Genomic DNA, 20,340 nt, shown 5'->3' on the forward strand with positions numbered 1-20,340 from the left:
CAGCAACGGAGACGCCTCTGCTCACGGCTCGACCGCTGCGCCGGGTTTGCCGGCGTCGGCGTACGACCGCACGATCGAGATGTTGAGCGGGAAGTCGATGGTGAGGTCGCGGAACAGCAGGCCCGCCGCGGTCGCAGCCGCGTCGGTGACCTGCGCTGCGACCGCGTCGGCGAGAGCGGCAGGGGTGTGCACGACGACCTCGTCGTGGAGGAAGAAGACAAGGTGTGGTCGTGAGACGAGGGGGCCGGTCTCGCCCAGGCGCCAGAGCCGGTTGCGCAGGTCGGCGATCCAGCACAGCGCCCACTCGGCGCCCGTGCCCTGCACGACGAAGTTCCGGGTGAACCGGCCGTACGCACGCCGATGGCGGGCCTGGCTGTCGGGGTCGGCCGGCGGGTCGTCGGGGTCGCTGTCCCACGCGTCGCCCAGGCTCGGCGACCCGCGTCCCAGCAGCGTGCGCACCACCTGACCCCGCTCACCGGCACGGGCCGCCGCCTCGACGAGACCGAAGGCGTCGGGGTAGCGCCGGGTGAGCCCGGCGACCATCCGACCGCTCTCGCCGCTGGTGGCGCCGTACATCGCGCCGAGCAGCCCGAGCTTGGCGTCATTGCGGCTGGCCACCGCACCGTCGTCGACCATCCCCTGGTAGAGGTCGGCGCCGCGTGCCGACCTGGCCAGCGCACGGTCGCCACTCATGCCGGCAAGCACGCGGGGCTCGAGCTGGGCGACATCGGCGACAACGAACATCCAGCCGTCGTCGGCCACGGCCGCGGGCCGGACCTGCGCGGGGAACGACAGCGCACCGCCGCCGTTGGACGACCACCGGCCGGTGGTGGAGCCGGCCGGCTGGTACGACGGTCGGAACCGGCCGCCGCTCACCCACTGGTCGATCCAGGCCCAGCCGTTGGTCTGGAACAGGTGCGCGAGCTGCTTGTAGCGCAGCAGCGGGACGATGCCCGGGTGCTCGAGCGCACGCAGGGACGACGCGCGGGTGTCCGTGGCCTCCAGCCCGGCCCGGCGCAGCGCCGCCAGCAGCTCGGGCCGCGAGTCGGGGTTGAGACCCGGTGCGCCGAACGCGCTGCGCACCTCGGCAACCAGCGCCTCGAGCTCCCGCGGCCGGCCGCCGCGCGGTGGCCGCGGCCCGAGCAGGCCGGTGAGCAGGCGCTCGTGGACTTCGACCCGCCATGGCACGCCGGCGTACGTCATCTCGGCCGCGACAAGGGCGCCCGACGACTCCGCCGCGAGCAGCAGCCCGAGCCGGGCGGCCTCCGCCGATCCCGCCACGGCGGCCAGCTGTCGGGCGTCTTCGAGGTCGGCGCGCAGGTGCTCGGCTGTGTCGTCGATCGAGAACAGTGCCGGATCGGACGGCAGGCTCGGGCCGAGCCGGTCCCAGTGCTCCGACTGCTCCCCCTTCAGCAGCTGCACATCCACCGCGGGCGCCCGCCGCAGCAGACGACGGCCCAGCCGTAGGTCATGGCATCGCTCGACCCGCACCCCAGCTGCCAGCAGCGACGGATGCCACCGGGCTGTGTCATCCCACACCCAGCGCGGCGCTTCGACCTCGCGTGCTCGCACGTACGCCGGCAGGTCGGCCACCGGCAACGAACGCTCCATCTCACTGTCAACCACCAGCACGCGGTCGCCCGGCAGGCGCGAAAGCGAGACCCGGGTCATGAGGACACCCTTGCAACTCCTCTCGCTGCCGTCGTGCACGAGCGCGTCAGTCGTCGGGAAGCGTGCGGCGGTCGCCGACTGGGCGGTCCGTGTAGACGTCGAACGCACCGAGGATGTCGCGATCGCGTGCCATCGGTCAGCCCCCGCCGAAGAACAGACCCAGGAGGTACGTCGCCCCGGCCGCGCCGATGCCGATGGCGAGCTGGCGGAGCGCGCGTCGGAGCGGGGGTCCGCCCGAGAGCAGTCCCACGATGGCACCAGTCGTGAGCAGCGCCATCCCGACGAGCAGGACCGCGACGGCCACGGCAGCAGTCCCTTCGAGACCGAACAGGTAGGGCAGCACGGGGATCAGGGCACCACCGGCGAAGAAGCAGAAGCTCGAGCCGGCAGCACCGAGACCGGTGCCGACCGACTCGTGCTCGTCGTCTGGCGCCTCCAGTCTCGGCAGCACTCCTTCGTGCACGCCGTGTGCCAAGACCTCGGTGGCATGCGCCTTTGCCTTGGCTTCGGACATGCCCCGCGCCCGGTACACCAGGGTCAGCTCGTTGGCGTCGACATCCAGGTGCGGGATCGCGGTCACGGCCGTCGGGTCAGGGGTGGAGGACTCGAGCAGCTCACGCTGGGACCGCACCGAGACGTACTCCCCGGCGCCCATCGACAACGCCCCGGCAAGCAGCCCGGCCAACCCGGTGACCAGCACCGTCCGGGCGGACGCCCCGCTCGCGCCGATGCCCAGCACGAGGGCAAGGTTGCTCACCAGCCCGTCGTTGGCACCGAAGACAGCTGCCCGGAACGAACCCGACAACCGGCTGCGCCCGCGGCTGGCCAGCCCGCGGACCACCTCCCCGTGGATACGTTCGTCCGCGGCCATCGCCGGTGTCGCGTCGTCATCGGCGTTGTACGGCGACCGGGCCTCGGTGCGCTGCGCGAGCGCGAGGATGAACACCGAGCCGAACCGCCGGGCAAGCAGGGCGAGCACGCGGGTCCGCAGGTTCGGCCGGCCAGGTGGACGAGCATGCTCACCCAGCAGCTGGCGCCAGTGGTCCTCGTGCCGACTTTCGGCTTCGGCGAGGGCAAGCAGGATCTCGCGTTCCTCACCCGTCTTGTGTACGGCGAGCTCGGCGTAGACGGCGCCCTCGGCACGCTCCTCGGCGAGGTAGTGCTGCCAGCGTTTGATCTGCGATCGAGTAGGCATGCTCATTGGATCGCAAGAATAGTCGCCGGCATCCGACGACCGGGAGCCGCCGTAGCCGCGACCTGGGACGCAGCAGCCCGCGGGCCTTCAGACCGGCCGGGCGGGTTGCTGCTGGGTGATGCAGTGGATGCCGCCACCTCGGGCGAAGATCTCGCGCGCGTCCACGCCCACGACCCGGCGGCCGGGGTAGGCGGCCGAGAGCACCTCTAGAGCCTCGTCGTCGACGGGGTCGCCGAACGTGCAGGCGATCACCCCGCCGTTGACCACGAGATGGTTGACGTAGGAGTAGTCGACGAAGCCATGGTCGTCGCGCAGCGTCGACGGCGCAGGGATCCGCAGGATCTCGAAGGAATGGCCGCGGCTGTCGGTCGACGTCGCGAGGATGCTGAGCACCTCGACGGTGAGCTCGTGGTCGGGGTGGTCGGCGTTGCGCTGATCGTGGACGAGCACGGTGCCGGGCGACGGGATCGTGGCGACGATGTCGACATGGCCGCGGGTGCCGAACTCCTCGTAGTCGCGGGCCAGGCCGCGACGCAGCCAGATGACCTTGTCGGTGCCGATCATGGCGGCGAGCTCCCGCTCCACGTCGGCCTTGGTCAGGCCGCGGTTGCGGCCAGGGTCGAGCTGGACGGTCTCGGTGACGAGCACGGTGCCGAGACCGTCGACATGGATACCGCCACCTTCGTTGACCAGCGTCGAGGGCACGTAGGCACAGCCGGCGACGTCAGCCATCGCGGCCGCCACTTTGCTGTCCAGGTCCCAGGACGCCCAGTCCTGGCCACCCCAGCCGTTGAAGGTCCAGTCGACGCCGCCGAGCCGGCCTTCGCCGTCGAGCACGAAGGTCAGGCCGATGTCGCGCATCCACGCGTCGTCGAGCGACTGCTCGACCAGCGTGACCTCGGAGGACAACATCCGGCGGGCGAGCGCGATGTCGGCCGGGTCGACCATCATCACGACTGGTTCGAAGTCGAGGACGGCGTTGGCGGTCTCGGTCCAGACACGGCGCGCGACCGCAATCTCCTCGGCGCTGGAGCCGAGCGCGGGGGACGCTGGGGGGAAGGCCATCCAGGTGCAGTCGTGCGGGTCGGCCTCTGATGGCATCCGCCACTCCGGGTGGCTCATGCCGACACCTCGCCGTACGGGCGGCTCGGGTCAGCAGGTGCGGTCAGCGCGGAGTAGGTGTCGGGTCGCCGCGTGGTGAGGAACGGGAACAGGTCCAGCCAGTCGCGCCGCTGCTCGAGGTCGAGGTCGGCCACCAGCACGGCCTCCTCGTCGCGTGGCGCCTGCACGAGCACTCGGCCGTAGGGGTCGGAGATGAACGAGGAGCCGTAGAAGGTCAGCTCGCCTTCGTCGCCGGTGCGATTGGGCACGACCATGAACGTGCCGGCGGTGATGCCGTTGGCGACGATGACCTGCTGCCACAGCGGCTGGGTGTCGAAGTCGGGGAACGACGGCTCCGAGCCGATTGCCGTCGGGTAGACGAGCAGCTCGGCGCCTGCGAGGGAGTAGGCGCGGGCGAGCTCGGGGAACCACTCGTCCCAGCAGGTCGGCAGGCCAAGGCGCACGCCGCCGAGGTCGGCGACCTCGTAGACGGGGTGCGGGTCGGTGGCAGGGCCTTGACGGAAGTAGGTGTCCTCGTAGTAGCCGGCGCTCACCGGGATGTGCAGCTTGTGGGTGCGACCGACGAGCTCGCCGGTGGGGGAGACCAGGATCGCGGTGTTGAGACCGAGCCCGTCCGGGCCGTCAGCGTGCTGGTAGAGCGACGCGTGCACGTAGACGCCATGGGTCGTGGCAGCCTGGGCGGCGAAGGCGTACGTCGCCCCGCCGGTGAGCGGTTCGGCGGTGTCGCCAGCACGGCCGATGGACCGCTCGTGGGCCGGGTACTTGGACAAGGTGAGCTCGGGCAGGAAGACCACCTGCGCGCCCTCACCCGCCGCGACGCCGACGGCGTCGGTGAGCACAACGGTCAGCTCGACGGCGTCGGCGCGCCAGGCGTGCTGCACGAGCCCGACGCGCAAGGGTGCACGACGCGGCTCGCGGACGCGCGCGAGTGAAGGGGGCGTGGTCAGGTTGGTGTGCAGCTTCACGGGGTTTCCTCGGGAGTCGGTGCGGTGTCGGGATCGGGTGTGGTGTCGGGATCGGGTGTGGTGTTGGTGTGGACCAGACGGCCCGCTGCCTCGGACAGCAGGCTGTGCGCCTCCTCCAACGACAGGCCACCGGCGAGCCACCGGTTGGAGAGACCCTCGACGAGGGCGGTCAGGATGACGGCGGTCCGCTGCGGGTCGGTGTCGTCGCCGCGGTGCGTGGACCCGGACTGCTGCACGGCGGCGACCGAGCGTGCGACCTCGTCGATCCACGAGCCGGTGGTACGGCGCATGGGCTCCTGGAGTTCGGGCTCGAAGACCGCGAGGGCACGCAGCTCGTTCCAGGCCGCGGAGTTCTCCCGGACCTCGTCGTCGTCGCCGAGCTCGGAGAGCAGCCGACGCTCGAGGTCCTCGAACGGCGTCGCCTCCCCGGGCCCGCTCTGCGCCCGCGCATCGTTGGCGTGGGCGTTGATGTGGTCGAGGGTCGCGCCGAGCAGGCCCGCGCGGTCGGTGAAGTGGTAGTAGAGCAGCCCGGGCGAGACACCCGCCTCGTCCGCGACGTCGGTGACCCGCAGTCCGCGTACGCCGTCGCGAGCGATGCGACGCGCTGCCGCTCGCAGGATCTGGGTCCGGCGATCCATCAGGGCGCCACCTCCTCGCGGGCGGGGTGCGGCTGCTCGGCAGGTGCCGACATGACCGTCCCAAGCAGAAGATAGGCGGCACCCGCGACGACCATCGACCCCACGACGCTGACGTCGATCCCGCCGGCGAGGTCGGCCAGCGGGCCGACGTACAGGCTGGTGGCGACCGACAGCAGACCGAAGGCGGAGCCGGCGGCGAACGCTGCGACCGCGCGGAGGTTCCAGCCGCCGACAAACCAGTAGCGCCCCCGCCTGCCCTGCGCGAAAGCTTGGAGGTCCTGCGGGTCGTAGGGGGCGTCTCGTCCGAGGAAGCCGAGCAGGAGTACGGCGACCCAGGGCCCGGCCAAGCCGTTGAGGACGAGCGTCATCGCGGTGATCGCGTCGACTGCGTTCCACGCGAAGACGCCGAGGTACAGCACGAGCACGGCGACGGCCGACGTGATCAGCGTGGTGTGCACCCGACGCAACCGGGGGAAGAGCGCCTCGAGATCGAGACCGGAGGCGTAGAGGTTGAGCACGCCCTGGCCGAGGCCGCCGGCCAGCGCGACAACGAGCAGCGGCAGGACGTACCAGCCCGGGGCGGCGTCGACGAGCCCGGCAACGTAGGAAACGGCGTCGAGCGGGAGGGCGGTCGCGGTGAAGGCACCGAACACCGAGGTGGCGAAGAGTCCGAGGAAGAGTCCGGCGGTCGTCCAGCCCAGGACGGCCCGGTCGGAGTAGCGGTCGTGGCTGATGCGACGGGTGTAGTCGCCGAGCGTGGGGGCGTAGGAGAGCGGGCCACCGATGCTGATCGCGACGGCGAGGGTCCAGGTCGACCAGAAGCCTCCGAGGGCGTACTCGCCACCGGTCGAGGGGTCGAAGCCATCGGCGTAGGCCACCACCCCGAGCAGCAGGAGGACGCCGACGACGGGCAGCACGACTTTCTGCAGCGCGACCACGGTGGCGTGCCCGAACAGCGCTACCACGACGATCTCGAGGGCGATGACGCCGTAGCCGATGGCGTAGGCGAGGTCGCCGTCAGGCGTGCCCACCAGGCGATGCGCGGCGGCGACCAGGGCGTCGCCCGAGGTCCAGACGGCGATCGCGGCGTACGCCACCGCGAAGAGCAGCGTCAGCACGGAGCCGATGAGGCGGCCGCGGATGCCGAAGTGGGCACTGCTGGAGACGGTGTTGTTGGTGCCGGTGCGCGGCCCGAGCAGGGCGAGCGGAGCGGTGACGATCAGGCCGAGCGTCAGGCCGACGGCGCTGGAGGCGACCGCGGCGCCGAAGCTCAGGCCCAGGGTCACGGGGATCCAGCCGAACACGATCACTGACAGGGCGAGGTTGCCGCCGAAGAAGACGGCGAACAGGTTGGCGGGCCGCGAGGTCCGGTCGGCGTCGGGGATGTGCTCGACGCCGGCCTCCTCGATCCGCCCGAAGGTGTCGGATCGCTTGACGGGTTCGTGCACGGGGCACCTCCGGAGGGCGGGATGGTCGGTGAGTGGGACGACCCGAGAATGCCGCAAACTGAAAACTCAGTCAATAGCGGTTGCGCAAGCAATGTGCGACATGGACGACTGATTCCGAAGGCCAAATCGAATCTTTGCGATCGATTCGTTCGTTCTGGGAGTCGCCGGCCGTGACCCGCGGGCGATCTTCGACCGACCGCTCCACACTGCCCCGCGACGGCCGCCCGGCACAGCCAGCGCGGCATTCTCCTCACGCTCTCGACCTGTCGGGCGGAGAGCTGAGCCGTGGCGCGACAGCCCCCACACCCGCTAGCGTGACAGCAGATCCGCCGGCACCGGCTGGTGGATTCGTATCCGGAGGTCGCGATGCGCCTGCTCCTCGCCGACCGGCTCCCCGAGCAGACGGTTGCCGACCTCGAAGCCCGTGGACATCTCTGCGAGATGGAGCCCGGGCTCTCGGCCGACGATCTCCCGGCACGCATCGCCGGGTTCGACGTACTGGTGGTGCGCAGCACCAAGGTGACGCGCGCAGTCTTCGAGTCCGCAGATCGCCTGGCTCTCGTGATCCGAGCCGGGGCGGGCACCAACACGATCGACACCGATGCCGCCGCCACCCGCGGCGTACTCGTCTGCAACGTTCCCGGCCGCAATTCCGCCGCGGTGGCCGAGCTCACCATGGGACTGCTGCTGGCGATCGACCGGCGGATCCCCGACAACGTCGCAGATCTCCGCAGCGGTCACTGGGACAAGTTGCGCTACAGCAAGGCGCGCGGCTTGCTCGGGTCCACCATGGGAATCATCGGACTCGGCTCGATCGGATTCGCCGTCGCCGAACGCGCGGCGGCGTTCGGCATCCATGTCCAGTCGCTCTCCAAGCCTGCTCGTCCGGCGCACGTCGTCTCGCGGGCCCAGGAGCTGGGGATCACGATGTGCGACTCCTTGCGGGAGCTGCTGTCGTCCTCCGACATCGTCACCCTCCACGTTCCTTCGTGCGAGGACACCCGGCACCTCGTCGACGACGGGTTCCTCGACCAGATGAGGAACGGCGCGATCCTGCTCAACACGTCGCGGGGCGACGTGATCGACGAACGCGCCCTGCTCGAGGCGCTGGACTCCGGAGCGGTGCGTGCCGGCCTCGACGTGTTCGCCGACGAGCCGAGCTCGGGCAAGGGCTCCTGGGACTCGCCCCTCGCCAGGCACCCCGACGTCGTCGCGACCCACCACATCGGCGCCTCGACCGAGCAGGCCCAACACGCCATCGCCGCGGCAGTCATCGAGATCATCGACGCCTTCGTGGCGGGCGAGGCGCAGCACAGTGTGAACCTCGAACCCCGTCGACTGGGGTCGATCACCCTGACGGTCCGACACCTCGACCGGGTCGGCGTACTCGCCCAGGTGCTCGACCTGCTCAGCAGCGAGGGTCTCAACGTCGAGCACATGGAGAACCGTGTCTTCCGCGGCGGCCTGGCGGCGGTCGCCTCCATCGACGTGGCGGGCGAGACGTCCGGGGCTCTCCTGGCCGCCCTCCGCGCAATCCCCCACGTGCTGGGCGTGTCCGAAGCCACGCTGCGAGACCGTGCGCAGGGTCCGTGACGTGCCACCCATCGCCCGCGCCAACGGCAACGTTTCCTTCTGGCTCGACAGCCTCCAACAGACGACCGCGAGCCGACCGCCGCTGCCAGGCGACCTCACGGTCGACGTCGCCATCGCCGGTGCGGGGTACACCGGGCTCTGGACCGCGTACTACCTCAAGCGAGCGCGTCCCGACCTCGAGATCGTCGTGCTGGAGCGGGAGTTCGCTGGCTTCGGGGCCTCGGGTCGCAACGGGGGCTGGCTCTCCGATCACTTCTCGACACCCGCCTCCACCATGGAGCAGGCGCACGGTCGCGACCTGGTCCTCGCGCTCCGGCGCGCGACGCAGGACAGCATCGACGAGGTGATCGGCGTCTGCCGCGACGAGGGGATCGACGCGGACATCATCAAGAGCGGCATCCTCTCCGTCGCGCGCGGTCCAGCTCAGGATCGGCGGCTCGCGGAGCACGTCGAGGCCGAGCGCCGGTGGGGAGCCACCGAGTCCGAGCTCGTCGAGCTCGATCGGCCCGCCCTCGACCAGCGGCTGCGGGTGGCCGGGGGAACCTCGGCCGCCTGGCACGCACACTGCGCCCGGATCCAGCCGGCCAAGCTGGCCCGGGGACTGGCCGAGGTCGTCGAGCGGCTGGGCGTGACCATCCACGAGTCCACCACGGTGAGCAGCGTCGAGCCCGGCCTCGTCACGACTGACCGCGGACAGGTCAGGGCTCCCGTTGCACTCTCCTGCCTGGAGGGATACACGACGTCCTTGCCTGGTCACAAGCGCGACCTCTTGCCGCTGAACTCGGCGATGGTGGTCACCGACCCGATGCCCGAGAGGGTGTGGGCGCAGATCGGCTGGGCGGGCAATGAGCTCTTCGGCGACCTGGCCCACGCGTACTGCTACGCACAGCGCACTGCCGATGGGCGGATCGCCATCGGAGGGCGCGGCGTCCCGTACCGGTTCGGGTCGCGTCACGACGAGCGAGGCGTCAGCCAGGACGTCACGGTCCGGCAGCTGGTCGACCTGTTGCACACCTACTTCCCTGCGGCGGCCTCGGTCCCGATAGCGCACGCGTGGTGCGGCGTGCTCGGAGTCCCGAGGGACTGGGCGTCGTTCGTGCGCTACGACAAGGAGGCGGGAACGGGCAGTGCCGGGGGCTACGTCGGCAACGGCGTGACGACCTCCAACCTGGCCGCGCGAACCCTGCGGGACCTGGTCCTCGACCTCGACACGGAGCTGACGCGTCTCCCGTGGGTGGGGCACCGGTCACGCCGGAACTGGGAACCGGAGCCGCTGCGGTGGATTGGGGCCCGGGGTGTCTACGATCTCTACCGCCTGGCAGATCGTCAGGAGCAGCGACGCAGCCTCACGCGCGACAGCCGGTGGGCCGCACTCGCCAACCTGGTCGCGGGACGCTGACCTGCGACGTACCGGATGGCGTGCCGACCTTCTCCTCCTCGGGTCTGATCTGCACGGTCGAGACCTACAAGGACAAGGTGAAGATCACCTTCGCCAGGGGCGCCTCGCTCGCTGACCCGGACGCGCTGTTCAACGCGAGCCTCGACGCCGGCACACGGCGCGCCATCGACATCTTCGGCGGCGACGAGCTCGACGCGGTCGCCTTCGTCGAGCTGGTCCGTGAGGCGGTCGCGCTCAACAACGCGTGACGCCACCTCGACGCGATCGGGGCATAGTCCGGCGCATGAGCTCAGTCGAAATGCGGACAATCCGCGACGCCATGCGTTGCTGCCCGGCTAGGTTGTCGGTTGACGCGGCGGAGGGACGCGCCCATTCGCGGGCGCAGGGGGTACCGAATGGACGGCGTATTCGACGGCGACGACCTCTGGCGCCTGACCTTGCAGCACTCACCGATCGGCATGGCCCTGGTCGGCCTCGACGGCGCGCTGCTGATGGTCAATCGCGCGACGTGCGACATGCTCGGATACGACGCCGAGAGCCTGACGCAGAGGGGATTCCAAGAGCTCACCCATGCCGCGGACCTCGACGCCGACCTCGAGCTGTTCGACCAGGCCGTGGCCGGGGAGATCGACTCCTATCGGCTCCGCAAGCGGTACCTGCACGCGGACGGCCACGTTGTCTGGGGCGACCTCTCGGTGGCTCTGGTGCGAGGACAGGACGGCAGCCCGCTCCACTTCATCTCGCAGATTCTCGACGTGACCGAGCAGCGCGACCACGAGCAGCGGCTCGAGGCGGCCCGCGCGGAGGTCGAGTACGAGCACCAGACACTCGAGGCGATCTTCGAGGCGGTGAGCGTGGGATTGCTGCTGGTCAGCAGCGACGGCCGCTACGAGCGGATGAACCGGCGACACCGGGAGACCCTGAGCCTTGAGTTCCCCGACGGGCACAACGGCCAGGCGGGTCAGCTCGGGCACGTGTACTTCCAGGACGGGAAGACACTGATGTCCAAGGAGGACATGCCGTCGTACCGCGCGGTCCAGGGTGAGGAGTTCGACGACTACACCTACTGGGTGGGCAATGAGCCCCGCACCCGCACCGCCTTCTCCGCGTCGGCTCGCCAGGTGCGTGGTCCCGCCGGTGAGAGGCTGGGCGCCGCGCTCGCCTACCAGGAGATCACCGACCTGATGCGCGCCATGCAGGTCCAGGACGAGTTCGTGTCGTCGGTGTCCCACGAGCTGCGTACGCCGCTCACGTCGGTCCTCGGCTATCTCGAGATGCTCTGCGAGCACGAGGAACTTCCGCCCGACGTGATCGCCCAGCTGCGAGTGGTCCAGCGCAACGCCCTTCGGTTGCGGTCGCTGCTGTCCGACCTGCTCCATGTCGGGCAGGTCGGCGAGGACAGGCTGAAGCTGCAGCGCACTCGAGTGGACCTGGCCGCCCTGGTTGCCGACGCTGTCGAGGCGACGCGCCCGTCTGCGGAGAAGTGTGGGATGGCCGTCGAGGTCGCCGCACCGGATCACGTCTCCGCCGTCGTCGACGAGCAGCGCATCCGCCAGGTGCTGGACAACCTCCTCTCCAACGCCATCAAGTACGGCGGCGCAGGTGGCTCCGTGACCGTCGGCCTCCGGCAGGGCGCAGATGCGATCGAGCTCGAGGTGAGCGACACCGGCATGGGCATAGCCCAGGACGAGGTCGAGCACGTCTTCGGCCGCTTCTTCCGCGGTGGCGAGGCGCTCGAGCAGCTCATCCCCGGCACCGGGCTCGGTCTCAACATCGTCAGCTCCATCGTGGCCGCCCACGACGGCGCGGTGACACTGGAGAGCGAGGTGGGCCGGGGCAGCACCTTCCGGGTCACCCTGCCCCACCAGAGTGTCTGACCTGGTCGCGCCCGAAGCCTCAGCCGCCGAGTAGGCCATCGACGTTGGGCAGCCCCTCGAACCGGGAGAACGTCCCCGTGTCCGCGATGTCCTTCGCGGCCTTCAGGAAGCCGTCCCATGCGGTGCGCGCGAGCGTGCCGCCAACGCTGATCCGCCGTACGCCCAGCTGCGCCGCCTCCGCGACGGTGATGAACGGAGCGTTGATCAGGAGGTTCACCGGCTTCGGTGACACCGCCGACACGATCGCGGAGATGTCCTCGAGGCTGTCGATCCGGGGAGCGTAGAGACAGTCGGCCCCGGCTTCGGCGTACGCACGAAGCCGGCGAATCGTCTCGTCGATGTCGGGACGCCCGCACACGAAGCCCTCGGAGCGACCCGTCAGGACGATGTCCGTCCCGCTCTCGTCGATCGCTCGTCGCGCGGCGGCAATTCGTTCCACGGCAAGGTCGAACTCGAACAGTGGTTGGGCCTCGTCGCCCGAGGCGTCTTCGATCGAGAGCCCGGCAATGCCCGTGTCCGCGGCCATCTTGACGTTCTCCGCGACCCCAGCCGGATCCACCGCATACCCACCCTCGAAGTCGGCGTTCACCGGTACCTTCACAGCGCCGGCGATGACCCGGAGATGGTCGAGCGCCTGATCACGGGTGACCTGGGTGTCCGCGCGACCGAGCGTCCAGGCGAACCCGGAGCTCGTCGTGGCCAACGCCTTGAATCCGAGCTGTTCCAGGGACCGCGCGCTCCCCGCGTCCCACGGGTTGGCATCACGAAGCACCCCGAGGAGTGCAGCCGATGGAACTCGGCCGTCCGACTGTCGCGTCTGTCCATGCCACTCCTGGTCAACGGTCCGAATGCCGCACTAGTCCGATCCGGGTCACATCATGGACCCAAGAGTCAGCCTCCGGAGCCCGACGCCGCATCGCGCGGACGTACGCGCGCGTCCGGCCCCGGGTAGAACAGTCCCTCGTGCCCGTCTGACCAGCGCACCACGTACGGCGGAGCTCCGTCAGCGCCGCGCACCTCGAGGATTTCTCCCTCTCGCCGATGCTTCTCCGCCGAGTTGCTCTCGATCAGCACCAGGTCACCGATGCTCGCCCTCATCGCTCCTCCTCACGCCGCCTGCTCCCACGATGCGCCTCCAGCGCGGCGGAGGCAACAGGCTCACGGAATCAACGAGGCGCCTGGCTTCGAGACGGTTGCCAGCGCAACCTCCTCAACCGCCGAAGTCAGGCGGGAGGCGGCGGGATCTCACCGGCGGGCGGGCCGGCTGGAGCTTCGTCGGCGGCGCGCTGCGCGGCGACCTTGTCGACGCCGTACTCGATCTGGCTGCGGACTCCTGCGACCTGGTCGGCGTACCGGCCCTCGGTGCGCTCGTTGATGGCCTCGCTGGCCTTGTCGAGCCAGCCCTCGATGTCGGGGCGCCGCTCGTGGGCGAGGCCGCCGACCTTCTCGACCGCGTCGATGACGGCGCGCTCGATCTCGGCAGCAGCCTCCGTGACGTGGCGCTCGATCTCGAGCTCGTCGAGCTTCTGCTTGAGGGTGTCGGTGATGGTCATGTGGATTCCCCCTGGGGATGGTGCTGTCGACGGACGGCGTCCGCACTCGTCTCAACGGACCTGCCGGTGTGGTTGTTCCACCTCAGGTGTGGATCTGGTCCCGCCAGTCTTCGGGTACGGCGCTCGGTGGGCCGGGCACCGGCCGGGCGTCGGGGTCGAAGGAGGTGGTGCTCAGGGGCCAAGCGTTCGCTTCTCGGGCCTCGTGCGCAAGAGCCAGGCGACGCCGAGGAACGGCAGCACCAGCGGCAGCCAGCCGTAGCCACTGCCGAAGCGCGACCACACCGTGTCATCCGGGAACCAGTCGGACTCCACGAGGCTGAGCGTGCCCACCACCAGCACGCCGGCCATCTCGACCAGGCACGCCGTCCACGCGACCCGGCGGGGGCTCGGCCCGACCTCGGCCAGCCCCACCGTCGCCGCGATGTAGACCACGGCCGCCAGCGCGGAGAGCCCGTAGGCCAGCGGCGCCTCGTCGGCCTTCTGGATCAGCTGGACGCTCGAGCGGCCGGTCGCGGCGAGCGCGAACACGGCGTACACGGCGATCAGGATCCGGCCAGGGCCGGTGCTCGTGGAGGACATCTCAACCCCAGATCTGCTGCAGTCGTACGACGAGGAACGCCGCGGTGAGCGCGGCCACGATCAGCACGGCGGTGCCGGAGCGGCTGCGCTCGGCCAGGGACCACAGCGCCCCGATGGGCAAGACGACCAACGCGCCGATCAGGTAGCCCACGAACACCGCGCCGTTGACGTCGCGGTCGGTGCCGGTGAGCCGGACGATGCCGATGACGGCCTGGGCCAGGAAGCCCACCTCGACCACGGCCAGCCCTAGGAGCAGCGCGTCGTCGACCGGCCGTCCGAGGGCGACGTACACGGCGACGGCAAGGGCAATCACGAGCGACGCGACGATGAGTACGACGGGCAGCGGGTCGAGCATGCGCCCATCGTCCCTCACGCCTCCGGGCCCGGACGCCCTAGGCTCGCCTCATGCCTGCGACCGACCTCGCCCACCCGGCCTCTCCCGCGCGGGTTGCGGTCTACATCGACTTCGACAACGTCGTCATCTCCCGCTACGACCAAGTGCATCGTGACCCCAAGCGCACCCGGAGCGACGCCTGGCGCAGCGACAACGCGAAGGAGCACGCTGCCGCCGACGAGAGCGACGACCCGATCGCCGTCAAGCTGGCCGAGGCACGGGTCGACATGGGCGCCCTGCTCGACTACGCAGCGTCGTTCGGCACGGTCGCGATCGCTCGCGCGTACGCCGACTGGTCGGTGCCCGCCAACGCCGCCTACCGTCGCCAGCTAGTCGACCGGGCCGTCGACCTGACCCAGCTCTTCCCGGTGAGCGGCACCAAGAACGGCGCCGACATCCGGCTGGCCGTGGACGCGATCGAGGACCTGCTCCACTACACCGACCTGACGCACGTGGTGATCGTGGGCGGCGACTCCGACTACATCGCCGTGGCTCAGCGCTGCAAGCAGCTCGGCCGCTCCGTCATCGGGGTCGGCGTCACCGGCTCCACGAGCAGGGCCCTGATTGCCGCCTGCGACGTCTTCAGCCACTACGACGACCTGCCCGGCGTGGGCCCGGCCCCGACCCGCCGGGTGACCACTGCCCCGGCCGCCGAGAAGAAGGCGGAGCAGAAGATCGAGAGCGCGCCGGCCGCCAAGACCATTAAGAAGACCGCCGCGCAACGGGCCGCCCAGAAGGCCGTGCCCACCGCCGAGGAGACCCGTCAGCAGGAGGCGACCAACCTGCTCGTGCGTGCGCTGCGCAACTCCGACGACTCCGACGACGAGTGGCTCTACGGCGGTGGGGTGAAGAGCCAGATGCAACGGATGGACTCCTCGTTCAAGGAGAAGTCGCTCGGCTTCAGCTCGTTCCGGGCCTTCCTCGAGTCGCGCTCCCACATCGCCGAGACCGACACCGAGGGCGGCCACGTGCGGGTGCGGCTGCGCGACCGCTGACCGCATTGGGGTAAGCAGTCACCATGAGGAATGCGGCACGACGGGCATGGGGCGACGCGCTGTTCTGGGTCGACCTCGTCCAGTCGGCGAAGACGGTGCTGGCCGGGGTGCTCGCCTGGTGGGTCGCCCGCGACGTACTCGGCCTCCAGCAGCCGTTCCTCGCACCGTGGTCGGCGATCCTCGTGGTGCACGCGACCGTCTACCGGACCTTCGCGCGAGGCGCGCAGCAGGTGGCGGCCACGATGCTCGCTGTCGTGCTGGCCTCGCTGGCGGGTCACGCGTTCGGACTCGGCGTCATCGGGATGGCGGTGCTGCTCGTCGCCGCCGTGGTGCTCGGTCGGCTCCGCTGGGTTCGCGACGAGGCGACCACCATCGTGACCACCGGCGTGGTCGTGCTCGCCACCAACTCGATCGCCGAGTCCACCCTGCTGTGGAGCCGGCTGGTCGACACCACGACCGGCATCGTTGTCGGGCTGCTCGTCAACGTCGTGGTGTGGCCGCCGCTGCGCGACCGGGCCGCGTGGGCCGAGGCGGCGAAGGTGCCCGGCCAGATCGGTGAGGCGCTGGCCGAGATCGCCGACCAGCTGTCGCCGGACTTCGACGCCGACCAGAGCGACCGGTTGCTCACTCTCCTGCGCAAGATCGACACCCGGATCGATCAGTGCTGGGGGCTGTTGCGCCAGGCCCAGGAAGGCAGCCGGTTCAACCCCCGCCGGCGCAAGGGCTGGTCACCGCTCGCCGACCTGGTCGACGTGCTGCACCGCCTCGAGCACGTGGTGGCCGACGCCCAGAGCCTGGTCCGCACCGTCGTGATCAGCGCGTCCCAGGGCAACACCTGGCAGGACGCCTTCCGCGCCCAGCTCGTCGACATCATGTGCGAGGTGGCTCGGGTCGTCGACGACGACGACCCCGAGCGGTTCGCCCCGGCCCTGGCCCGGCTGAGGGAGACCGCTGCGACGCTCTCGACGGGCGACATCGGCGAGTCCTGGCAGGAGTACGGCGGGGTGATCATCAACCTGCGCAACGTCGTCGACGCACTCTCCTACCTGCCACCGACGTCGCAGATGCGGCCACTCACGGGGCCACACGTCCCGCGGCGTACGGCGGCGCGCTGAGCTTGGTCCGTCAGCGCCGGAGCACGAGGTAGGCCAGCACCGCGGCGCACAGCCAGCACGTGACCGCGGCCCCGGTGGCGGTCGGCGAGATCAGCATCGGCGCGCTCGTCACCAGCACCATGTCGGGGCCGCGAAGGGCGCCGGAGATCATGCCCGGCGGCAGCGCCCCCAACGGCGTGGATACCGCGGGGACGGAGTAGTTGACGGGCCGGGCGGCCATCCACCAGGTCGTGCTGGTCAGCGCACCAGCGCCCACAGCCAGGCCCAGCTGCGTCGCGACGCCTCCGTCGACGCCCATCGCCGAGCCGAGGCCCGGCGAGCAGGCCAGCCCGAAGGCGACGAGCACCACGCCCGGCACCACCAGCGTGCAGCCGCGCGAGACAGCGTTGGTGAACGGCATCATCCGGGCCAGGGCTGGTGTCCGGGTCACCACGCGCAGGGCCAGGCAGAGCGGTACGGCGCCGACGAACCCCACGAGCGTTGCCACCAGGACGGTCAGCCGGCCACCGCCGGCCTGCGCCACGGCGTACGGCGCGACCACGACCGCTGCCACCACCAGCAGGGGCATAGGTCTCCGGCGCAGCCGGATCAGGTCGCGCCACACCAGGGCGAGCGGTCCGCGTGGTCCACCGCGGTGTGACCGGACCGTGCCGCGGATCCGCGCCGTGTGCGCGACCACCACGTCGTAGGCGAGCGCGAGGTCGAGGGTGGCCAACGCGCCCGAGAGGCCGGACGACAGGTTGCCGCCGGGCTCGAGCTGACGGCGCCGGAGCCGGGCGAGTCCACGCCAGCCCGTGACGACCAGCGGGACCACGGCGGCCGCGACGAGCGCGAGCACCGCCGACGCGGCGCCCACGGTGGGGCCACCTCGCCAGGACGGTGACTCGTCGAGGGCCAGGGTGAGCAGGCCGGCCCAGGTGACGGCCAGGAGCAGCCAGAGCAGCCACCGCGACTCCGCCCGGCCGCGCTTCTGCGACATGGCCGCCACGGCGACCACCCCGACACCGGCGACAGCCACGGCGGCACACGAGGCCGTCACCACCCGCAGCGGGAGACCTGCCAGGGCCGTCGCCGCCACGGCCACCGCGAGGACGATCGTTGCCGCGACGACGGAGAGCCCCACGAAGCGCCGGCGCAGCAGGGACGCCCGGTCGACCGGCGTACTCAACAGCCAGGCACCCGCCGCCGGGGTCGTGAAGACCGGGCCGAGCAGCCGGGCCATCGCGAGCACGGCGGCCAGCGTCGCGGTGATCGTGAGCCAGGGCAGCAGGGCACGAGCGCTGACGCAGCCGGCCGCGACGCAGAGGTCGTCGGCCTCGCGGCGGAACCCGACCACGACGTTGACGAGCATCGCGCCGAGCATGAGGGCAGCGAAGACGGCGACGTACACGTCCTGCAGTACGTCGCTCATCGAGGCTGTCGCACGGCCCCTCCGCCAGTCGCGGATGTCGGCCCGCAGGTCGCCGATCCCCGGTCCGGTCTGCGTCGCCATCAGGGAGTCCCGAGCTCGACGACCCGGTCGGCCACCGCCTCAACGAGAGCTTCCGAGTGGCTGGCGAAGACGATGGCGAGCCCGGCCTGCTTCTCCTCGACGAGTCGCCGAGACAGCCAGGAGATGCCGTCGGTGTCTAGGCGGGCCTCGGGCTCGTCGAGCACCAGCAGGCGGCGCGGTCGGACGAACGCGCTCGCCAGCGAGAGCCGGCGGCGCTGGCCGGACGAGAGGGTGCCGGGCAGCTGGCCCGACTGCGGGATCAGCCCGAGATCGTTGAGGATCTGGTCGACCACCTCGTCGGCCTCGGTGACGCGATGCGCGCGGGCCAGCAGGTCGAGGTGCTCGACCACGCTGAGGTCGGGGAAGAAGTCGAGGTCGTCGAGCACGACGGCGACGTCGCGGCGTACGCGCACCGTCCGCTCGTCGTACGGCGCCCCGTCGAGCTCCACGGTGCCGGCGGTGGCCTCGTCGGTGCCGGTGATGCAGCGCAGCGCGGTGGACTTGCCCGAGCCGTTGCGACCGACCAGCGCGACGGCCGAGCCGGCCGCGACATCGAGGTCGAAGCCCGACAGCACCTGGACCTCGCCGAACGTGCGGGACAGCCCGCGGACCCGCAGGACGGGACCTTCCCCCGAATCACTCACCCACCCAGCCTGACACCCGCCGAACTTGACCGTGCACCCGACGTCGTATTCGCCGATCCCCGTTCGTGGAGTCAGTGACGGCACCCCGACGGAGAAGGACTCGAGATGCACACCACCGATGCCACCACCGACAGCCGCAGGGCCTGGATCGGCCTCGCCGTCCTGGCGCTGCCCACCCTGCTGATCTCGATCGACGTGAGCGTCCTGTACGTCGCGCTGCCGTCGCTCAGCACCGATCTTGGCGCCAGCGGAGTGCAGCAGCTCTGGATCCTCGACATCTACTCGTTCCTGCTGGCCGGCATGCTGGTCACCATGGGTGGCCTGGCCGACCGCCTCGGCAGCCGCCGCATGCTCCTTGCGGGCGGCACCGCGTTCGGCCTGGTGTCCGTGGTCGCGGCCTTCTCCACCAGCCCCGAGATGCTCATCGGCTGCCGGGCGCTGCTCGGCGTGGCGGGGGCGACGCTGATGCCCTCGACCATGGGGCTGATCCGGCACATGTTCCCCGAGCCGGAGAAGATGGCGGTCGCGATCAGTGTCTGGTTCGCCTGTTTCATGGGCGGCATGACCGCCGGCCCGATCGTCGGTGGCTTCCTGATGGAGCACTTCGGCTGGGGCTCGGCATTCCTGATGGGCGTCCCCGTCATGGCGGTCCTGGTGGCGGTCGCCCCGCGCCTGCTGCCCGACCAGCCACGAGCGGCCGGCGACGCCCCAACACGTCACCTGCCCGATGCGGCGAGCGTCGTACTCTCCCTCGCCACCCTGCTCCCCCTCGTTTACGGCCTCAAGGAGATCGCCCGCGGCCACGGCGGCCTCGTCGCCGGCCTTGCGGTCGTCGCCGGGCTCACCGCCGGGGTCGTGTTCGTCCGCCGCCAGCGCCGGCTCGACGACCCGCTGGTCGACCTCGCACTCTTCGAAAACCGCCGCTTCACCGTCGGGCTGGCCACCTTCCTGGTCACCGGTGTGGTGATGGCCGGGGTGTCGTTCGCGTCCGCGCTGTACCTGCAGAACGTGCTCGGCCTCAGCCCGCTGCACGTCGGTCTGTGGCTCGTCCCCCAGAACCTGGTGATGCTCGCCGGCACCCTGCTGGCGCCCAGGCTCGACCAGCGCTTCGACACCGTGACCCTGGTCTGGGGCGGGCTCGCCGTCGCCGGCACCGGGCTGCTGCTGTTGGCCACGCTCGACACCCACGCGCTCGGCATGCAGATCGTCGCGATGACGCTGGCCGCGGGCGGGGTGAGCGCCCCTATGTCGCTGGTGATGAACCTGATCATGGGTGCCACGCCGCCCGAGCGGGCCGGCTCGGCTGCCTCCCTGGCCGAGACCTGTGGCGAGCTGGGCATCGCGCTCGGCGTCGCGACCCTGGGCTCACTGGTCACCGCGATCTACCGCGGCGTACTCCCCGGCATGCTGCCCGCCGACACCCCCGACGCCGCAGCGCAGGCCGCCACCGAGGGCATCAGCTCGGCGTCCACGGTCGCGGCCCCGGGAGTCCTGGACGCCGCCCGGGTCGCGTTCACCGACGGCTTCAACGTGGTCGGCGTGGTCGGCGGGGTCACCCTGCTGGTCGCGGCCTTCGTGGCCCGGCGGGGGCTCAGCCCCCGCGCGACGGTCGAGCCTGTCGAGACGTCGTACGTCGAGGAGCCGGCCGCGGCCTGACGGG

20 protein-coding genes are annotated in these 20,340 nt (G+C 70.8%); 7 read left to right on the forward strand and 13 right to left on the reverse strand.

The features are described from left to right. Nucleotides 1–21 precede the first annotated feature (21 nt). The 6 genes from H4Q84_RS12770 to H4Q84_RS12795 all read right to left on the reverse strand — a co-directional run bounded on the left by H4Q84_RS12770 (nt 22) and on the right by H4Q84_RS12795 (nt 7,039). On the reverse strand, nt 22–1,671 hold the full coding sequence (locus tag H4Q84_RS12770; protein ID WP_248579478.1) for a bifunctional 3'-5' exonuclease/DNA polymerase: 1,650 nt from the start codon (nt 1,669–1,671) through the stop codon (nt 22–24). A gap of 136 nt (nt 1,672–1,807) precedes the next feature. Continuing rightward, nucleotides 1,808–2,866 carry a VIT1/CCC1 family protein gene (locus tag H4Q84_RS12775; protein WP_248579479.1) on the reverse strand — a complete coding sequence of 353 codons (1,059 nt, stop codon included), beginning with the start codon at nt 2,864–2,866 and terminating at the stop codon, nt 1,808–1,810. A gap of 87 nt (nt 2,867–2,953) precedes the next feature. Then, nucleotides 2,954–3,988 (reverse strand): agmatine deiminase family protein, encoded by a 1,035-nt coding sequence (locus H4Q84_RS12780; RefSeq protein ID WP_248579480.1) that lies wholly within the window; start codon nt 3,986–3,988, stop codon nt 2,954–2,956. Then, complete coding sequence (locus H4Q84_RS12785; RefSeq protein WP_248579481.1) at nt 3,985–4,953, reverse strand: nitrilase-related carbon-nitrogen hydrolase; 969 nt, start codon at nt 4,951–4,953, stop codon at nt 3,985–3,987. Before H4Q84_RS12785 ends, H4Q84_RS12780 begins: the two co-directional genes overlap by 4 nt. Beyond that, the gene (locus H4Q84_RS12790) at nt 4,950–5,591 is read right to left on the reverse strand and encodes a TetR/AcrR family transcriptional regulator (protein ID WP_248579482.1); all 642 of its coding nucleotides are present in this window, start codon (nt 5,589–5,591) and stop codon (nt 4,950–4,952) included. The genes H4Q84_RS12785 and H4Q84_RS12790 overlap by 4 nt, the downstream gene beginning before the upstream one ends. After that, nucleotides 5,591–7,039, reverse strand: coding sequence for a cytosine permease (locus tag H4Q84_RS12795; protein WP_248579483.1), 1,449 nt, complete (start codon nt 7,037–7,039; stop codon nt 5,591–5,593). Before H4Q84_RS12795 ends, H4Q84_RS12790 begins: the two co-directional genes overlap by 1 nt. A gap of 366 nt (nt 7,040–7,405) precedes the next feature. Here H4Q84_RS12795 and H4Q84_RS12800 point away from each other — a divergent pair, with 366 nt between their 5' ends. From H4Q84_RS12800 to H4Q84_RS12815, 4 genes are all read left to right on the forward strand, one after another. Further along, a complete protein-coding gene (locus H4Q84_RS12800) occupies nt 7,406–8,632 on the forward strand; it encodes a phosphoglycerate dehydrogenase (RefSeq protein ID WP_248579484.1) in 1,227 nt (408 codons plus the stop codon). 1 nt (nt 8,633) lies between these two features. Beyond that, nucleotides 8,634–10,031 (forward strand): FAD-binding oxidoreductase, encoded by a 1,398-nt coding sequence (locus tag H4Q84_RS12805; protein ID WP_248579485.1) that lies wholly within the window; start codon nt 8,634–8,636, stop codon nt 10,029–10,031. Between the two features lie 20 nt (nt 10,032–10,051). Then, nucleotides 10,052–10,279, forward strand: a complete 228-nt coding sequence (locus tag H4Q84_RS12810) for a DUF1801 domain-containing protein (protein WP_248579486.1) — start codon at nt 10,052–10,054, stop codon at nt 10,277–10,279. Between the two features lie 147 nt (nt 10,280–10,426). Next, complete coding sequence (locus H4Q84_RS12815; protein ID WP_248579487.1) at nt 10,427–11,908, forward strand: HAMP domain-containing sensor histidine kinase; 1,482 nt, start codon at nt 10,427–10,429, stop codon at nt 11,906–11,908. A gap of 19 nt (nt 11,909–11,927) precedes the next feature. On the opposite strand, the gene H4Q84_RS12820 is transcribed toward H4Q84_RS12815, so the two are convergent. The 5 genes from H4Q84_RS12820 to H4Q84_RS12840 form a co-directional block, all read right to left on the reverse strand. Continuing rightward, complete coding sequence (locus H4Q84_RS12820; protein ID WP_248579488.1) at nt 11,928–12,680, reverse strand: isocitrate lyase/phosphoenolpyruvate mutase family protein; 753 nt, start codon at nt 12,678–12,680, stop codon at nt 11,928–11,930. A gap of 119 nt (nt 12,681–12,799) precedes the next feature. Continuing rightward, nucleotides 12,800–13,006 carry a DUF1918 domain-containing protein gene (locus H4Q84_RS12825; protein ID WP_248579489.1) on the reverse strand — a complete coding sequence of 69 codons (207 nt, stop codon included), beginning with the start codon at nt 13,004–13,006 and terminating at the stop codon, nt 12,800–12,802. 125 nt (nt 13,007–13,131) lie between these two features. After that, nucleotides 13,132–13,461 carry an antitoxin gene (locus H4Q84_RS12830; RefSeq protein WP_248579490.1) on the reverse strand — a complete coding sequence of 110 codons (330 nt, stop codon included), beginning with the start codon at nt 13,459–13,461 and terminating at the stop codon, nt 13,132–13,134. Nucleotides 13,462–13,632: 171 nt separating this feature from the next. Continuing rightward, a complete protein-coding gene (locus H4Q84_RS12835; protein ID WP_248579491.1) occupies nt 13,633–14,040 on the reverse strand; it encodes a hypothetical protein in 408 nt (135 codons plus the stop codon). A gap of 1 nt (nt 14,041) precedes the next feature. Continuing rightward, a complete protein-coding gene (locus H4Q84_RS12840) occupies nt 14,042–14,395 on the reverse strand; it encodes a hypothetical protein (protein WP_248579492.1) in 354 nt (117 codons plus the stop codon). 50 nt (nt 14,396–14,445) lie between these two features. Here H4Q84_RS12840 and H4Q84_RS12845 point away from each other — a divergent pair, with 50 nt between their 5' ends. Together H4Q84_RS12845 and H4Q84_RS12850 are read left to right on the forward strand one after the other, a co-directional pair. Next, entirely contained in the window at nt 14,446–15,429 is a 984-nt protein-coding gene (locus H4Q84_RS12845; protein ID WP_248579493.1) for an NYN domain-containing protein, read from the forward strand. A gap of 23 nt (nt 15,430–15,452) precedes the next feature. Beyond that, complete coding sequence (locus tag H4Q84_RS12850; protein ID WP_248579494.1) at nt 15,453–16,544, forward strand: aromatic acid exporter family protein; 1,092 nt, start codon at nt 15,453–15,455, stop codon at nt 16,542–16,544. A 10-nt stretch (nt 16,545–16,554) separates the two neighbouring features. Here the strand turns inward: H4Q84_RS12850 and H4Q84_RS12855 are convergent, their stop codons facing one another. Both H4Q84_RS12855 and H4Q84_RS12860 read right to left on the reverse strand, forming a co-directional pair. Then, complete coding sequence (locus H4Q84_RS12855; protein WP_248579495.1) at nt 16,555–18,036, reverse strand: DUF6297 family protein; 1,482 nt, start codon at nt 18,034–18,036, stop codon at nt 16,555–16,557. After that, complete coding sequence (locus H4Q84_RS12860) at nt 18,036–18,680, reverse strand: ABC transporter ATP-binding protein (RefSeq protein WP_248579496.1); 645 nt, start codon at nt 18,678–18,680, stop codon at nt 18,036–18,038. Before H4Q84_RS12860 ends, H4Q84_RS12855 begins: the two co-directional genes overlap by 1 nt. Nucleotides 18,681–18,785: 105 nt before the next feature. Here H4Q84_RS12860 and H4Q84_RS12865 point away from each other — a divergent pair, with 105 nt between their 5' ends. Further along, on the forward strand, nt 18,786–20,336 hold the full coding sequence (locus H4Q84_RS12865; protein WP_248579497.1) for an MFS transporter: 1,551 nt from the start codon (nt 18,786–18,788) through the stop codon (nt 20,334–20,336). Nucleotides 20,337–20,340 lie beyond the last annotated feature (4 nt).

Source organism: Nocardioides sp. InS609-2, from assembly GCF_023208195.1.
In the GTDB taxonomy this organism is placed as follows: Bacteria; Actinomycetota; Actinomycetes; order Propionibacteriales; family Nocardioidaceae; genus Nocardioides.

Excerpts from the sequence above, each read along its gene's own strand:
- H4Q84_RS12850 (WP_248579494.1), top strand. The coding sequence starts at position 15,453 with ATGAGGAATGCGGCACGACGGGCATGGGGCGACGCGCTGTTCTGGGTC.
- H4Q84_RS12780 (WP_248579480.1), bottom strand. The coding sequence starts at position 3,988 with ATGAGCCACCCGGAGTGGCGGATGCCATCAGAGGCCGACCCGCACGAC.
- H4Q84_RS12830 (WP_248579490.1), bottom strand. The coding sequence starts at position 13,461 with ATGACCATCACCGACACCCTCAAGCAGAAGCTCGACGAGCTCGAGATC.
- H4Q84_RS12790 (WP_248579482.1), bottom strand. The coding sequence starts at position 5,591 with ATGGATCGCCGGACCCAGATCCTGCGAGCGGCAGCGCGTCGCATCGCT.
- H4Q84_RS12865 (WP_248579497.1), top strand. The coding sequence starts at position 18,786 with ATGCACACCACCGATGCCACCACCGACAGCCGCAGGGCCTGGATCGGC.
- H4Q84_RS12845 (WP_248579493.1), top strand. The coding sequence starts at position 14,446 with ATGCCTGCGACCGACCTCGCCCACCCGGCCTCTCCCGCGCGGGTTGCG.
- H4Q84_RS12775 (WP_248579479.1), bottom strand. The coding sequence starts at position 2,866 with ATGCCTACTCGATCGCAGATCAAACGCTGGCAGCACTACCTCGCCGAG.
- H4Q84_RS12835 (WP_248579491.1), bottom strand. The coding sequence starts at position 14,040 with ATGTCCTCCACGAGCACCGGCCCTGGCCGGATCCTGATCGCCGTGTAC.
- H4Q84_RS12855 (WP_248579495.1), bottom strand. The coding sequence starts at position 18,036 with ATGGCGACGCAGACCGGACCGGGGATCGGCGACCTGCGGGCCGACATC.
- H4Q84_RS12825 (WP_248579489.1), bottom strand. The coding sequence starts at position 13,006 with ATGAGGGCGAGCATCGGTGACCTGGTGCTGATCGAGAGCAACTCGGCG.
- H4Q84_RS12770 (WP_248579478.1), bottom strand. The coding sequence starts at position 1,671 with ATGACCCGGGTCTCGCTTTCGCGCCTGCCGGGCGACCGCGTGCTGGTG.
- H4Q84_RS12800 (WP_248579484.1), top strand. The coding sequence starts at position 7,406 with ATGCGCCTGCTCCTCGCCGACCGGCTCCCCGAGCAGACGGTTGCCGAC.
- H4Q84_RS12815 (WP_248579487.1), top strand. The coding sequence starts at position 10,427 with ATGGACGGCGTATTCGACGGCGACGACCTCTGGCGCCTGACCTTGCAG.
- H4Q84_RS12840 (WP_248579492.1), bottom strand. The coding sequence starts at position 14,395 with ATGCTCGACCCGCTGCCCGTCGTACTCATCGTCGCGTCGCTCGTGATT.